The following is a 16202-nucleotide window of genomic DNA, read 5'->3' on the forward strand; positions in this document are numbered from 1 at the left end:
AAAATCAAAACCGTAAAATTACCACTCATTAATATACATATAGCTATTTATATCAATAAATTTTTATGCTAATTAATTATTTTATAGTAATATTTCATCTTAAATATGACCAAATGATACTTATATGATAAGTCATGTATTATCTTTCAATTTTATAAAATATCTACGATAATACATCAATTCTATAATAGATTCACGAATATCTTCCAATGCACGATGAGTTTTGTGTAATTTCAATCCAGATATCAAATCTGGTCTCCAACGAATCATTAATTCTTTAATAGTGCTAACATCCAAGTAATGATGACTAAAATATGATTCTAATTCTGGCATGTATCTAAATAAGAACCGACGATCCTGAGCTATACTACTTCCACATATCGGTGATTTTTTAAAAGGAACCCAATCTTTTAAAAAATTTACTGTCAAATTAGACGCATCTATCTCATCTAATTTGCTAGATCTAACTTTTTCTAATAATCCAGTAAAACTATGAACACGTACATTCCAATCATTCATTAACGATAACTGATATTCAGATTGATGTATCGCTATAACAGGACCTTCTGATAAAACATTCAGTTTACTATCAGTAATCACTGTAGCTATTTCCAAAATCCGATCGTTCTCCGGATCCAATCCAGTCATCTCTAAATCAATCCATATTAAATTCTTATCATGCATCAACTTCACCTGTACGTTATATTACTTAATGTTTAATTACGCACATAAATTTTACCCATAAACACTTTTATTTTTTAATATTATGCTGATTTTTATTAAATAAAATATATTTAATATATTTTATGTATGTTCATGCATATTATTATAATATAAATACACATTAAATGTTAAATATGAATTATTATACTATTGAATAAAATTTGTATATTTATCACTATTATTTTATAACTTCTTCTTAAAAAAAACTTAACTTCGTTTTAAAGTCGAAAGTTTAGCATACTTTTGCGCACTTTTATACAATATACAACCATATTATATGTTATATTGATATCTGAGAATAATGTGAATTTATAAACAGTTAACAGCAAGATATATAATCGCTATAATCATTAACTAAAAATTAATAATCTAAAAATTAGGTACACATTATGTTAGAAAAAATACAAGTTCTACTGCAGTACTTATTACCAAAATATTGGATTACTTATTTATTAGGACTGGGAGCTTCATGGAAAGGCGGATGGATAACACATTATATTATTCAATTATTTATTCGTATCTATAAAATAGACATGAAAGAGTTCGATAAACCCGATCCATCCAATTATACAACATTTAATGAGTTTTTCACTCGAAAATTGCGTAATCATTCTCGACCTATAGATACTGATCTATCTACATTAGTTATGCCGGCTGATGGAATTATTACTCAAATAGGAAAAATAAATCAAACAAATACCTTCCAAATAAAAGGAATTCCTTATCATCTAGATGGATTACTAGCAGGACATGATAACATCATTGACTATTTTAATGATGGGAGCTTCGTTATCATTTATATACCTCCACAAAATTGTCATCGCGTCTACATGCCTTGTACGGGCACACTGCGTGAGGTGTTGTATATACCCGGCAATTTATTTTCAGTACATCCAAAAATTACAAAAAATATACCTAATATATTTTCTCGAAATGAAAGAGTCATCTGTTTATTTGAAACGGATTTTGGTTATATGGTTCAAATTTTAGTTGGAACTATAATAGTAGGAAGCATTGAAACTACATGGTTAGGAACAATTACCCCGCCAAGAGAAGGTATTGTTAAACATTGGCGTTACCCAAATACTTCAAATATTGAGGATTCAATTATATTACAAAAGGGACATGAAATGGGGTTATTTAAATTAGGATCTACTGTTATTAACTTATTCGATAACAAAAAGGTTATATTAAACAATCTATTAAAACCATACGATATTGCTCGTATTGGAATGCCTTTAGCACAAGGATGTAATCAAAACAAAGAGAAATAATCCTCACATATTATGCATTATCTAAAATCATGCAATAATATTGTACATAATATGGTTTCTTTTCAAAAGAAATCCGTATTTTTTGAATATTTTTCTTTATTGATATTTATTGTAGGATGTTTGTATTCACTGATAATATTTTCTTACGATTTTTTAGAAGAACACGAAATTAAAAAATATTTACAATATGCACAACAACAAGAACATATTGACATTCATCAAAAATCCATTATAAAAAATCTACAATCTACTTTATATTTTATTTCTGAAAGAAAATCTTCTAATATTAAAATTAAAGAATATCAAAAAATAATAGATGATTTTCCATGTATAGCTCTTCAATTATGTAAAGAATACAACAATATCTCTAATCAAAATATTAATATTAATAATAATCTTTCTGCTCATGAACTAAAACAGAAAATACTCCAAATTAATAATCAATTAACAGATTTGTCAAAAAAATTGAAACAAGAACAAGATTATATATCTTCAATTAACAAATCATTAATATTATTACCAGAACAACAAACTGTAGCTAAAAATATATTAAATAATTTAACACGACAACAAATATTACCTGTTGTAAATATAAGTACTCCGATAGAACAAACCAAATTTACTGTATTACAAGCAGAACAGGCAGCTAGACAATTAAAAGTAGCCGAACTTGAACTCGCTCAATTAAGCGCCAACAATCGTAAAGAATTATCCCAACTTCGATCAGAATTATTAAAAAAAAAATATAAATGTATAAGTAATGAACTGAAAATATTAAAAAACCAATTAAATTATTTATGTCAAAATGAAGCAAAACAACCTATTGAATATAATGAAAAAATATTATCAGAAAAGAATAATACATTACCAAAGTCCATCATCAATCAAATACAAATCAATCGTGATCTTTCAATTATTTTAAAACAACAAGTACATCATATAAACAGTATCATATCTAAAAAACAAGAAGTTACATCATATACATTACAAGTACGTCAAACTTTTGCTAATTTGCTTGAACAAGCACAGTGGTTAGATAAATCTCCAGCTCTTGGAGAAACACTACGTTCTCAAGTTTCAAAGTTACCAAAAATGCCTAAATCGCAACAGATAGATCATGATATGGCTCAATTAAGAGCTAAACGTCTTCAATATGAAAATCAATTAAATAATTTAATATTAATATCATCACAAAGTAAACAAGACGATGGATTGTCATTAACATTACCACAAAAACATATTCTTGAAAAAAAATTAACTATACAACGTAATCTTATTACTTCATTATTAAATAATTATGATACACAAATCCTTGAATTAACAAAATTAAAAATTTCTTATGCAGAACTTAAAGAAGCATTACAAGATGTACAAAAAGCTACACATCGTCATTTATTTTGGGTAGCTGATGTGCATCCAATTACTATATCCTACCCGTTAGAAATTTATCATGATTTATACAGATTATTAACTACAAATAAATTTGATCATCAAATAATATATATTTTGAAAATGATTTTTTCTGATCAAAAAACCTTAATACTAATAATAGTATGTTTTATTGGATCAATTGTATTTCATTTTACTGCACATCGTTATTATCAAGAATTTTTAAAACGATCTAGTAAAAAAATAGGTAAAGTAAATCAAGATAATTTTTTGCTTACTTTATATAATATATGGTACTCAATGTTAATAGCATTACCAATCCCAATTTTATGGGCGGTCATAGGATATAGTTTAAATCAAGCTTGGTTATACCCTATTTCTGTAGAAATTAATGATGAAATTAATGCTACAACTTTTATATTATGGGTATTTATAGTGGGCGTTTATTTTGCCTCTCCAAAAGGACTGTTCATTATCCATTTTGGTTGGCCAAAAAAAAGAGTTCAACAAGTTTTTTCACATCATTATATTTGGGCTGTTATAACAGTTGTTTTTTTAGTCATGATGCTAACTATATTTAATAACTATAACGATAGAGAGTTTTCTAATACTTTAGGACGATTATGCTTTATTTTTCTATGTATTTACTTAACATTCATTACCAATAATCTAAAATGTTCTGGTTTACCTTTATATTTAAATAAATATGATTCTTCTGATAATATCATTAATCGTTCTTTGTGGAATATTCTGATATGCGCGCCAATAATAGCAGCGATTTCTTGTATTTTAGGCTATTTATTCGCTGCTCAGGCATTATTAGCGCGATTAGAAACATCATTATTTATTTGGATTATATTACTAATCGTATACCATATTATTCGTAGATGGACATCCATTCAGAGACGTCGTATTGCTTTTGAACGAGCTAAACAAAGACGGGCCACTCAATTACATCTAAGAAAGTATAATAATGAATCAAATTCTTATCAATTACAAACTAACAAATCAGCATCTAATGATAAAAGCAATAAAAAGATTTTAGATTTAGATACTATTAGTACTCAGTCATTGCAACTAATACGATCTATTATCACTCTTATTGCCTTATTGTTAACTACTTTATTATGGTCTGAATTGTATTCAGCATTCTCTTTTTTAGAAAATATTACATTATGGGATGTTACTTCTACTATAAAAGGTGTAGATAATATTCAACCTATCACGTTAAATTCATTTATTATTTCTGTCTTAGTAATTGTTATTACCACAAAAACAGTAAGAAATTTGCCAGCATTTCTAGAACTCACTTTTTTACAGCATTTAGATCTTACACCAGGCACAGGATATGCTATTACTACGTTAACTAAATACATCTTGATGTTTTTTGGAGGAATAATAGGATGTTCATTGATAGGCATAGAATGGACTAAAATACAATGGTTAGTAGCAGCATTAGGTGTAGGATTAGGTTTTGGATTACAAGAAATTTTTGCCAATTTCATCTCTGGCTTAATAATATTATTTGAAAAACCAATTCGTATTGGCGATACTGTAACTATTAGTAATCTTACTGGTAATATTACTCGAATTAATACTCGCGCAACTATCATTACTGATTGGAATCATAAAGAAATTATTGTTCCAAACAAAGAATTTATTACAAAACAATTTATTAACTGGTCTTTATCGGATACATTAACACGCGTAGTATTACGCGTGCCAGCTCCATTAAAAACAGATGCCAAAAAGATAGTACAAATCTTACTACAAATAGTAAAAAACTCTTCTCTTGCCTTAAATACTCCACCTCCAGAAGTATATTTAGTGGATTTACAACAAGGACTACCTGTATTTGAAATACGAATGCATATATCAGACATAAAGCTTCGTATGCCCTTATGCCATCAAATACATATGTTAATCATAGAATATTACCAAAATAATGGGTTAAAACTACCATATATACCTATATGCGCTTATAATAATCAACTATTTATTAATAATTTTGATTCTAATTATCCTAATGCAAATTATTATGCAACAAAATAGATATGTACATCTAGTAAATATTTACTTTGCTCGAGAGATATATGTTCCTGAGCGAGTATTTATTTTAATTAACTCTCCTGATTGAATAAAAATCGGAACTTTAATCATAGCTCCAGTATTTACAGTAGCTAATTTAGTTTCAGATGATCCAGAGTGATTCTTTTTTATTGAGGTAGTGTTGATCACTTTCAGTTCTATACAATTAGGAGGAGTTATAAGAATTGGCACGTTGTTCCATAAAGTCACTACATAATGTAGTGGAGCGGTAATCCATTTAAAGTTATCTCCTATTATTTTTGAAGTAATAGCGATCTCTTCAAAATTTTTTTCATCCATAAAATACCAAAATTCACTATCATGATATACATAAATCAAGCTGACATCATAAAGATCAGCTGATCTTAACAAATCTCCAGACTTAAAAGTCTTTTCTAAAATTTTTCCAGATATTATTTGTCTAAACCGCACACGACTAAAAGATTGTCCTTTACCAGGCTTTATAGATTCACTACTAATAATAACACATGGTTCATCATTTTGAATAATTTTAAGTCCAGTTTTAAATTCGTTAATGCTATACAGTACCATAAACAAATTAGTTCTAAAATAACCTCACGATGCCCACCGAACTAAACAACCCTAATCTTCTTTCTATATTTAGATTAGGGTTGTTTAGTTCGGTGGTGATTATATTATATTCTAATGAAAATTACATCATGCCGCCCATATTAGCACCAGCTCCTGCACTTCCTAAATCTGGTTTATCTTCTTTAGGTAATTCAGTAACCATACATTCAGTAGTAATCATTAAACCTGCAATAGATGCAGCATATTGCAAAGCAGAACGAGTCACTTTAGTAGGGTCTAAAATTCCTAACTCGATCATATTACCATATTTTTCAGTAGCAGCGTTATATCCAGTATTGCCTTCCCCGGATCGAACATTATTAGCTATTACTGATGGTTCTTCCCCAGCATTAGCCATAATCTGCCGCAACGGAGCTTCCATTGCACGACGAGCTACCTTAATTCCCACATTTTGATCTTCATTATCACCGCATAAATTTCTAATAGCATTTGCCACGCGAATTAAAGCTACACCACCGCCTGCCACTACACCTTCTTCTACAGCAGCACGAGTTGCATGTAATGCATCTTCTACACGTGCCTTCTTTTCCTTCATTTCTACTTCAGTAGCTGCTCCAACTTTAATTACCGCAACCCCACCAGCTAATTTAGCAACACGTTCCTGAAGTTTCTCACGATCGTAATCAGAAGTAGCTTCATCACGTTGTTGATTAATTTGAGCCACACGGCTATTTATAGCAGATTTATTACCAACTCCATCAATAATAGTAGTAGAATCCTTAGTAATGACTATACGTTTAGCTTGTCCCATATCCTCCAGTGTTGCTTTTTCTAAATCTAATCCAATTTCTTCAGAAATCACAGTTCCTGCAGTCAAGATAGCTATATCTTGTAACATAGCTTTACGTCGATCACCAAAACCTGGAGCTTTTACAGCAGTTACTTTGACAATGCCACGCATATTATTTACTACTAAAGTAGCCAGAGCTTCTCCTTCAACATCTTCAGCAATAATAAGTAATGGTTTTCCTGCTTTCGCAACAGATTCTAATATAGGCAACATTTCCCTAATATTAGAAATCTTTTTATCTGCCAGTAGAATGAAAGGATGCTCCAATTCTACTGTACCGCTTTCAGGTTTATTGACAAAATAAGGAGATAGGTAACCACGATCAAACTGCATACCTTCAACCACATCTAATTCATCCTGCAAACCAGATCCTTCTTCTACGGTAATCACTCCTTCTTTTCCTACTTTATCCATTGCTTGCGCAATAAGTTTACCAACAGTTTCATCAGAATTTGCAGAAATAGTACCTACTTGAGCAATAGCTCTAGGATCCGAACAAGGAACAGACAATTTTTTCAGCTCCTCTACTGCAGCAACCACTGCTTTATCAATCCCACGTTTTAAATCCATAGGATTCATCCCAGCAGCTACAGCTTTCAATCCTTCATTCACTATAGACTGAGCCAAAACAGTAGCAGTAGTAGTTCCATCACCTGCAGAATCATTTGCTTTAGAAGCAACCTCCTTCACCATTTGAGCGCCCATATTTTCAAATTTATCTTCTAATTCAATTTCTCGAGCTACAGATACCCCATCCTTAGTTATAACTGGAGCTCCAAAAGACTTATCTAACACCACATTTCTACCCTTAGGGCCAAGAGTAACTTTTACCGCGTCGGCTAACACATTCACACCGCGCAGCATTTTAACACGAGCATCATTACCAAATTTTACATCTTTAGCTGCCATTTCATTTTCCTTAAAAATTTTTAGTTCAATTAATAAGTTAGTCGCGAATTATTTCTCAACGATAGCAAGGATATCGCTTTCTGACATAATTAATACTTCTTCATTATCAATTTTCTCCACTTTTACACCATACCCGTCATTGAAAATCACGGTATCACCAATACGAACGTCTAAAGCTTTTATCCCCCCGTTTTCCAAAACACGGCCATGACCAACAGCCAATACCTCTCCACGTGTAGATTTTCCTGCTGCAGATCCAGTCAATACGATACCTCCTGCAGATTTTGATTCAACCTCTTTACGTTTAACAATTACACGATCATGCAATGGACGAATTTTCATTTAATGCTCCCTAATTATATTATCTAACTATTTGCATACCATATTAACAATTTCTTATATCGAACATTAGATGCAAATTTTGTTAATATTCACCACTTCAGGACAATACTTAAAATGGGGGCATTCAAGATTGCTTCAAGGGGGGGTGAAAAATTTTTTACGTATATAAATATCTTTATCCTCATAAATAAGCAAGTCTATCCGTTATTCATACCGATCAATTTTCGTTACAATTAGCATTACATTTACAAACACTATTTAATTTAATTGACATAAAAAGCAATACAAACACAATACAATAAAAAATCGATATATACTAAAATAATTGACTTTTGTTAAAAACAGAGTACAAATATTTCACTATAAATGTAAAATTTATGGATGGATAGTTTTTGATTGTTTAAAGAGAGAGATATGATAATAATTTTATGTACTGTCCCAGACAATATGTCTGTTGTTGTAAATATCACAAAAACATTACTAAATAATAAACTGGCAGCATGCATAACTTTACATAAAGTGCGCTCATTTTATTATTGGGAAACCACCCTGAAAGATCATACTGAATTACAATTATTAATTAAAACAAAAAATTTTTTAAAAGATTCAGTATTCACAACAATTAAAAAGTTACATCCTTATGAAGTTCCAGAATTATTAGCATTACCCATTATAGATGGAGAACCAAACTACTTGTCGTGGATGCAATCTGCATTACTATAATACTGATAGCTTATATAGTAAGATAAAACTAATTTGTAACCAAACACGCAATGCAACCCAGTATACTTACTCCAACAAATAGGTATTAGAATCGAACTTTATACTCTAGAATTTTATAAAAATTATTTATTTAAAAAATTAATAAAAATAAAAATTACTATTCCAAATAGTAACATTGTACAATTTCTGATAAAAGTAAAGAACAATATCTGTTTATTGCTATTTATATTGTTTAATTTAAATAATATTACTGATGTGAATTAATACAAAATCTAGAATTATTTGGTATTTTGAAATATTATTAGATAATAATTTTTATTAACAAATAAAATATATTGACGAAATGAATAGAATAAAGATAATACAATCAAATTCTTTGTTTGTAGCAACCAAAAATATTAATCAAAACTAACAAGCCCGGATAGCTCAGTCGGTAGAGCAGAGGACTGAAGATCCTCGTGTCCTTGGTTCAATTCCAAGTCCGGGCATATTTTAAAAATCAACTAATATATAAATTGAAATATTAAGAAATTTGTTTACATTTTAGAAATAACTAAAACCTAGTAGTATCCAGTACAAATAAAAACGCCATATTTTACATCGAACCAATATAAATATTGGAATAACTGAGAGATTATGTATAGTTTTAAAAAAACCTATTATTTTTTAAAATAACACTAGAAACAAAATATATCTATTTATTGTATCTTAATGTAAGAATATTATAATAATAGTGATCTATACACACAAATATAATAATTTTTTAAATTATTATATACTTATTTATGTCATACTATATTTGAAAAATCTAAACTAGATTTCCTAATCTAACGATTAACAGCTTCTAAAAATTAGATGAATCAACAATATTTAACTTCAATAGTGTTATATTGACTATGCACGAAACTATTCACAAACATAAATATAGTAAATTTCATACTTACACACATTCATACTTGTATGTAACAAGTTTATCGCAACAATAAATTAATCAAGATCTATTAAAAATATATGTGCTCATACATATATGTTTAAAAAATAAACAACTAATATTTTTATGTTAAAAATCAAACTGTACAACTATATTCAATGATAATTAAATAAACCAATTACAATTAGTCTACTCAATTTTATCAACTATAACTAATACTAGCTGATAATCCAATGATTACTACAATAATATCAAAAATTTTATTTTTCCTCTATGCTATTTATTTTCATAAAGATATACCTCAAAGGTATTTTCATTTTAAAAAATAATTAATTATCTACTACTATGATAATTAACATGTATTTGTTCTAATTACTTAAATAATGTAATATCTATCATGATAGAATATTTACTTGTTTATTTTATTAAATTCTATATATCGTATAAATAATGTAATAATTCAATTAAAATATGAATTCATAAACTTATAATAGACGTTATTTCCTAAAAAAATCAATATAACAATTATATTCAATCATAGTATATTCCAAACGGAAAAATAAAATTTATACAAAAATTATCTAAATAATTAACACATTAAATGTATATTTAACACCACTGAATAACCATCCACTTTATACAAATCATTCAATTAACAAATAGTCTTCTCTTTGACATAAATCGTGCTATATGTTACGCTGAAAAGCGTAACATCAAACATAATATACATATATCCATTTAAATTATAGAAATATATAGTTATTATGTTGTAATTTAGTTACATGACTTACACACACATGCATTTAATAAGTGATTTAAATGAAATTTAGGTTTCCTATATAAAGGAAAAAATAATCACATTAAAAGTATAATATATAATCAAAGCTAATCGCAAAGCTTGAAGGCTCATCAATTTAATACAGTAATTATGATAAAATTTGAAACCGAACTAATTGCCTCTGGAAGAGACAAGCAATATACATACGGCTCAGTTAATCCTATCATTCAACGGACATCTTCAGTAATATTCAATTCTATTAAACAAAAAAAACAAGCTATAAAAAATTGTAATACAACTGATACATTATTCTACGGTAGGTACGGGACTATCACCCATTTTTCTTTACGTCAATCCATGACTGAGTTAGAAAATGGTGTTGGTTGTATGCTATATCCATGTGGTACAGCGGCAATTACTCATGCAATACTTTCTTTTGTTGAGCCAGGAGACCATATATTGATGACAGGATCAGCATATGAACCAACTCAAAAATTCTGTCGACATATTTTAAAAAAATTAAACGTGTGTACCACCTGGTTTGACCCATTAATTGGAAGTGATATTTATAATTTCATTCAACATAACACCCGTTTAATTTTATTAGAATCGCCGGGATCAATAACTATGGAAGTACAGAATATTCCTGATATCGTTAAAACAGTGCGTGAAAAAAAATCAGATATAATCATATTATTAGATAATACTTGGTCGGCAGGAGTTTTTTTTAAAGCACTAAATACAGGCGTTGATATTTCATTGCAATCTGGTACTAAATATATTACAGGTCATTCTGACGCCATGCTAGGAACTGCAGTTTCTAATGCACGTTGTTGGGATCAATTACAAGAACAATCTTATTTGATGGGCCAAATGGTTGACGCTGATACTGCTTATATGGCATCACGTGGACTACGTACTTTATATGTTAGATTAAAGCAACATGAAGAGAATGGACTGCATGTTGCACATTGGTTAGCCAAACATCCAGCAGTAGAACGGGTAAATCACCCTGCTTTAGCTACATGTAAAGGACATGAATATTTCATAAGGGATTTTAGCGGATCTAGTGGATTATTTTCATTTATTCTGAAGAAACGTTTAAATAATTTACAATTATCTAATTTTATTGATAACCTAAAGCATTTTAAACTTGCATATTCTTGGGGTGGATTTGAATCTTTAATTTTAATAAATCAAGTAGAAGAGCTACGCTACATACGTCCAGCCGGAACATTAGATTTCACAGGAACATTGATTCGGGTACATATTGGATTAGAGCACCCTGATGATCTGATTCGTGATTTATCAGATGGTTTTAATCGTATTAATTTAAAATAGCATAAATATAAATTTTTGATCTTACATTACTACAAAAAATGATAATGATTACATAAGATAGAAATTTCCACGTTACTGTATAACTATATTGAATATATTATGTAATGTTGTTAACTAAAATAATAAATCAATACGACTGTCCCTCTATGGAAAAATTATCTGCAATGAAATTTTAAAAGCTATTTTGTACAACGTAGCTTGAATGATTGAGTAACCTGTGTTTCATATACAGTTACTTCTTGATTTAATGCATCAATTTTTGTTTTCATAATTTTATAACAATATTTAGTCATGCTACGTATTTTATTAGGTTCGTATGGTTGAGTTCCTATAGGAGGCATAACTTCAATAATTACTAAACCATTAGACCAACGATTTAATTTTATTTTGTTAAAAGTATTAGAAACACAAACAGGTACAATAGGTACTTTAGCAGAAAGTGCAGCATGAAAAGCTCCTATTTTAAACGGTAACAATCCCTTTCCAAAACTACGTGTACCTTCTGGAAACACCCAAATAGAGATATCACGAGTTCTAATAGATTTAGCTATTTTTATTAAAAAATTATGAGACTGAGAGCTTTTATTCCGATTAATTAATATATTTCCGCACAACCAATATAATTGCCCAAATAATGGAATCCATAGTAAACTTTTTTTCCCGACTATTATTGTACGTGGTTGTACAACACAAGCTACTGTAACCATATCATAATTACTTTGATGGTTAGCAATATATATACAATTTTTCGGTAATGGGGTATTTGAAACATTTCGTATCTTAACTGTAATACCAAAAATAGGAGCCATACTTCCAAACAAACGACCAAAAAAATAAGAGTAGTATGACTGATGAGGTCTTAATAAACAATAAACGATACCAAATATACAAATAATAATTGACAATATTAAAGCTACAATAATGCGTATAACTGCAAGCATATTCTTTCTCTCTGAAAGTATCACAATATAAATTTTTTATAAAAACACTAACTTCATCCATAACATATAGGGTTCTATTTATAAAATAAAAATATTTACTATATAAATAGTACTATTAAATATACAAAGAATTCATTTAACTAAATACGTCACCATTCATTATATTTAACGATAATTATTTATTATTAATATCTTAAAATACTTCCAAGTCCATAAACAACTAACTATTACTTAACATGTATTATTACATTACATTAACACGATAAGTTATTAAATCTGAAATAGTAAGAACTGGCATCGTATATTTATTTGCAAATGTAACAACTTCTAATATACGCGCCATACTTCCATCTTTATTTGTTACTTCACACAATACTCCAAATGGTCTCAGTCCAGCTAATGAAGTTAAATCTATCGCCGCTTCCGTATGTCCAATACGAGCTAAAACTCCACCCTTTTGAGCGCGTAAAGGAAAAACATGGCCAGGACGATTCAAATCAGAAGGTTTTGCATTATCTTCTATAGAAGCCTTAATTGTAGTTAATCTATCTGCAGCTGAAACTCCAGTAGTGATACCTTCTGCTGCTTCTATGGTAACAGTAAAAGCAGTGCCATAACGATTACTATTATTTTCTACCATCATTGGTAAATTCAACTGATTACACCGATCTTCTGTCAAACACAAACAAACTATCCCGCTACCATAACGGATAGCTAATGCCATTTGTTCAACTGTCATATTTTCTGCAGCAAATATCATATCACCTTCATTCTCACGGCTTTCATCATCCATTACTAAAACACCACGACCATTACGCAATGCTTCTAATGCATTTTGGACACGCTCTATAGGTGTACCAAATTCGGATAAAAAACCCCGCTCACGCATGATAATTTAATCCCCCATTTAATACCACTATTTATAGAATAAAAGAAAATTAAACATAAACTAAAACTATGATTCAATAAACCCAGATATTTATAAACTAAAATTTATTCCGTACATCGCCCTTTTTATACTATCGCCATAGTATCAAAATCATGTTAAAACACTATTTAAAAATTAAACTAACAATATATATATAATATATTGTTGAAAAATATAATTTATGTATGTAATAAATTATCCTAATCCCAAAATTATATCTGATTTATAAGATAAACTGACACATTATGTTCATCAGATATGTTACATTACAATATATTCTAAAATTTACAACTAAAACATCGATTATTAAACTTAATATTCGCAGTGGTTAAAACATAACTAAAAACACTAATTATTATAAATATTGAAAAACTGAAAAATGTACTGCTATTCTTGTGAATTCACTCTAAAATTATTTAACATTTTACATATAATGCAAAAAGTAAAATTAAATAATTATTATACCTCTAGATAATTAATGTTCATTACATGAATAAATAAAAAATTAATGCAACTATAAATTTTATTCAAGATGTATAACTAAATAAATTATAAAACATTAAGGCTAATTAAAATACAAACTTTAATAATAAATAAAACTAAAAAATAAATCCTGTCACAACTACATAATTATAAATACATCCATTCGTAATTATTCCCTTTCATTATTCAAATATTTATTATACCATTCTCTAATATTCTGATAAAAATGAATCATTCATAATTAATTTATACTGTTTTCTAGTTTTTACGTTTAATAGCATCAATAATATTACTACTAGAGTAACCAGTTTTAAAATTCAATACATGTACTTTCCCTCCATTTTTAAATACCTCTTGACTTCCTTCAATATCACAAATGTGATAGTCACCTCCTTTCACTAAAAAATCTGGAGACAAATTTGCGATTAATCTTGCAGGTGTATCCTCATAAAAAGGTACTACCCAATCTACTACTGCTAAAGCAGCCAACACAAGCATACGTTTCTCTAAAGTATTTATTGGTCTTGCTTCTCCTTTTAATCGTTTTGTTGAACTATCGCTATTTACAGCTACAATTAATCTATCTCCAAGTTTTTTAGCATTAGTTAAGTAACTTACATGACCAGGATGGAGTATATCAAACACACCATTAGTCATCACTATTTTTTCACCTTTATTACGAACTAAGGATATTATCCGTTTTAACGTCTTTTCGTCTAATATACCATAAGGCAAATTGGTATACGCATAACTATTTATAATACTTTTGATTTCATTTAAATTAGTAGTAGAAGTACCAGATTTTTTAATTACCACACTAGCAGCTAAATTAGCTAAAAAACATGCTTTCTTTAAACTTTTACCAGAAGATAACGCCGCTGATAGTACACCAATTACTGTATCTCCAGCACCAATTACGTCATGCACTTCTTTTGTTTGAGTTGGGAAATGTAACGGATCTGAATTCCGTGTACATAAAGTCATACCTTGTTCAGAACGTGTAATCAATAAGGCTGACAAATTATAATCAATTATAATTTCCCGAGCTCGACTTATTAAAATTTTTTCATTACGACAAAATCCTACTATCGATTCAAATTCTGATATATTAGGAGTTAATAAAGTAGCCCCTTTATAACGAGAAAACTGCATACCTTTAGGATCTATTATAATTGGTACATTGATATAACGTGCTAACTTAATAATTTCTTCTATACCATTTAAAGAACCTTTAGCGTAATCAGATAATACTAATACCTTATATTTAGGTAAATGAAACTCAATTTGTTTAAGCAATTTTGTGGTATCAACATTATTAAAATATTGTTCAAAATCTAATCTAATAATTTGTTGATTACGTGACATTACTCTCAATTTAATGATAGTAGGACATGTGTTAATCGGAATAAAATTCCATTTTACATTAGATTTATCAAGTTGCTTTTCCAAAATGTTAGCCGCTTCATCAACTCCGGTTAATCCTAATAATCTTGGTTGAGCACCCAAAGCAGCAATGTTCATTGCAACATTGGCAGCTCCACCTGGTCTATCTATAACTTTATTAATCTTAACGATCGGAACGGGTGCTTCTGGAGAAATTTTATCGGTAGACCCATACCAATATCGGTCTAACATAACATCTCCTACAATTAATACACTAGATTTAGAAAAGTTTGGAAAAATAACAGTCATAATTTACTTAAATACATCCTACTTAAATAAATAAAAACATAATTAATTTTATATTAAGTTAATAAAACAATAACATATTAAATTATTCAGTAAATAATTAAAATCTACAATATAAATAATTCTTGGTGTTTTATAGCATTATGTTTAAATTAAAATAAAGCGTATATCTCCCAAAAAATTTATAGATAATAATTTTATATTAAATTAACGGGCATATATTAATGATCTTATACTTGAAATTATCTACATCATATGCAA

General features: G+C 28.8%; 11 protein-coding genes and 1 tRNA gene. 5 read left to right on the forward strand and 7 right to left on the reverse strand.

The window, feature by feature from the left end; genetic code table 11:
- Nucleotides 1-132 precede the first annotated feature (132 nt).
- Entirely contained in the window at nt 133-684 is a 552-nt protein-coding gene (orn, locus tag QMA81_01670) for an oligoribonuclease (GenBank protein WHL25013.1), read from the reverse strand.
- A 428-nt stretch (nt 685-1112) separates the two neighbouring features.
- On the opposite strand from orn, the gene asd reads away from it, so the two are divergent.
- Both asd and mscM read left to right on the forward strand, forming a co-directional pair.
- Nucleotides 1113-1997: an archaetidylserine decarboxylase gene (gene asd, locus QMA81_01675; protein WHL25014.1), complete on the forward strand. Its 885-nt coding sequence runs from the start codon at nt 1113-1115 to the stop codon at nt 1995-1997.
- Between the two features lie 51 nt (nt 1998-2048).
- Entirely contained in the window at nt 2049-5438 is a 3390-nt protein-coding gene (mscM, locus tag QMA81_01680) for a miniconductance mechanosensitive channel MscM (GenBank protein WHL25015.1), read from the forward strand.
- Between the two features lie 21 nt (nt 5439-5459).
- On the opposite strand, the gene efp is transcribed toward mscM, so the two are convergent.
- The 3 genes from efp to QMA81_01695 form a co-directional block, all read right to left on the reverse strand.
- Complete coding sequence (gene efp, locus QMA81_01685; GenBank protein ID WHL25016.1) at nt 5460-6026, reverse strand: elongation factor P; 567 nt, start codon at nt 6024-6026, stop codon at nt 5460-5462.
- A 121-nt stretch (nt 6027-6147) separates the two neighbouring features.
- The gene (gene groL / locus QMA81_01690) at nt 6148-7785 is read right to left on the reverse strand and encodes a chaperonin GroEL (GenBank protein ID WHL25017.1); all 1638 of its coding nucleotides are present in this window, start codon (nt 7783-7785) and stop codon (nt 6148-6150) included.
- Between the two features lie 48 nt (nt 7786-7833).
- A complete protein-coding gene (locus QMA81_01695) occupies nt 7834-8127 on the reverse strand; it encodes a co-chaperone GroES (GenBank protein WHL25018.1) in 294 nt (97 codons plus the stop codon).
- A gap of 414 nt (nt 8128-8541) precedes the next feature.
- Between QMA81_01695 and cutA the strand changes: the two genes are divergently transcribed.
- From cutA to metC, 3 genes are all read left to right on the forward strand, one after another.
- A complete protein-coding gene (cutA, locus tag QMA81_01700; GenBank protein WHL25019.1) occupies nt 8542-8850 on the forward strand; it encodes a divalent-cation tolerance protein CutA in 309 nt (102 codons plus the stop codon).
- Between the two features lie 415 nt (nt 8851-9265).
- Nucleotides 9266-9338, forward strand: a tRNA-Phe gene (locus tag QMA81_01705).
- Between the two features lie 1371 nt (nt 9339-10709).
- The gene (gene metC, locus QMA81_01710; GenBank protein WHL25020.1) at nt 10710-11900 is read left to right on the forward strand and encodes a cystathionine beta-lyase; all 1191 of its coding nucleotides are present in this window, start codon (nt 10710-10712) and stop codon (nt 11898-11900) included.
- 179 nt (nt 11901-12079) lie between these two features.
- Here the strand turns inward: metC and QMA81_01715 are convergent, their stop codons facing one another.
- The 3 genes from QMA81_01715 to hldE all read right to left on the reverse strand — a co-directional run bounded on the left by QMA81_01715 (nt 12080) and on the right by hldE (nt 15944).
- A complete protein-coding gene (locus QMA81_01715; protein ID WHL25021.1) occupies nt 12080-12841 on the reverse strand; it encodes a 1-acylglycerol-3-phosphate O-acyltransferase in 762 nt (253 codons plus the stop codon).
- Between the two features lie 244 nt (nt 12842-13085).
- The gene (gene ribB, locus QMA81_01720) at nt 13086-13730 is read right to left on the reverse strand and encodes a 3,4-dihydroxy-2-butanone-4-phosphate synthase (GenBank protein WHL25022.1); all 645 of its coding nucleotides are present in this window, start codon (nt 13728-13730) and stop codon (nt 13086-13088) included.
- 780 nt (nt 13731-14510) lie between these two features.
- Nucleotides 14511-15944 carry a bifunctional D-glycero-beta-D-manno-heptose-7-phosphate kinase/D-glycero-beta-D-manno-heptose 1-phosphate adenylyltransferase HldE gene (gene hldE, locus QMA81_01725; GenBank protein ID WHL25023.1) on the reverse strand — a complete coding sequence of 478 codons (1434 nt, stop codon included), beginning with the start codon at nt 15942-15944 and terminating at the stop codon, nt 14511-14513.
- Nucleotides 15945-16202: the final 258 nt, after the last annotated feature.

Source organism: Candidatus Blochmannia vicinus (assembly GCA_030020825.1).
Taxonomy (GTDB): Bacteria; Pseudomonadota; Gammaproteobacteria; order Enterobacterales; family Enterobacteriaceae; genus Blochmanniella; species Blochmanniella vicinus_A.

Excerpts from the sequence above, each read along its gene's own strand:
- groL (WHL25017.1), bottom strand. The coding sequence starts at position 7,785 with ATGGCAGCTAAAGATGTAAAATTTGGTAATGATGCTCGTGTTAAAATG.
- orn (WHL25013.1), bottom strand. The coding sequence starts at position 684 with ATGCATGATAAGAATTTAATATGGATTGATTTAGAGATGACTGGATTG.
- cutA (WHL25019.1), top strand. The coding sequence starts at position 8,542 with ATGATAATAATTTTATGTACTGTCCCAGACAATATGTCTGTTGTTGTA.
- asd (WHL25014.1), top strand. The coding sequence starts at position 1,113 with ATGTTAGAAAAAATACAAGTTCTACTGCAGTACTTATTACCAAAATAT.
- mscM (WHL25015.1), top strand. The coding sequence starts at position 2,049 with ATGGTTTCTTTTCAAAAGAAATCCGTATTTTTTGAATATTTTTCTTTA.
- metC (WHL25020.1), top strand. The coding sequence starts at position 10,710 with ATGATAAAATTTGAAACCGAACTAATTGCCTCTGGAAGAGACAAGCAA.
- QMA81_01715 (WHL25021.1), bottom strand. The coding sequence starts at position 12,841 with ATGCTTGCAGTTATACGCATTATTGTAGCTTTAATATTGTCAATTATT.
- ribB (WHL25022.1), bottom strand. The coding sequence starts at position 13,730 with ATGCGTGAGCGGGGTTTTTTATCCGAATTTGGTACACCTATAGAGCGT.
- hldE (WHL25023.1), bottom strand. The coding sequence starts at position 15,944 with ATGACTGTTATTTTTCCAAACTTTTCTAAATCTAGTGTATTAATTGTA.
- efp (WHL25016.1), bottom strand. The coding sequence starts at position 6,026 with ATGGTACTGTATAGCATTAACGAATTTAAAACTGGACTTAAAATTATT.
- QMA81_01695 (WHL25018.1), bottom strand. The coding sequence starts at position 8,127 with ATGAAAATTCGTCCATTGCATGATCGTGTAATTGTTAAACGTAAAGAG.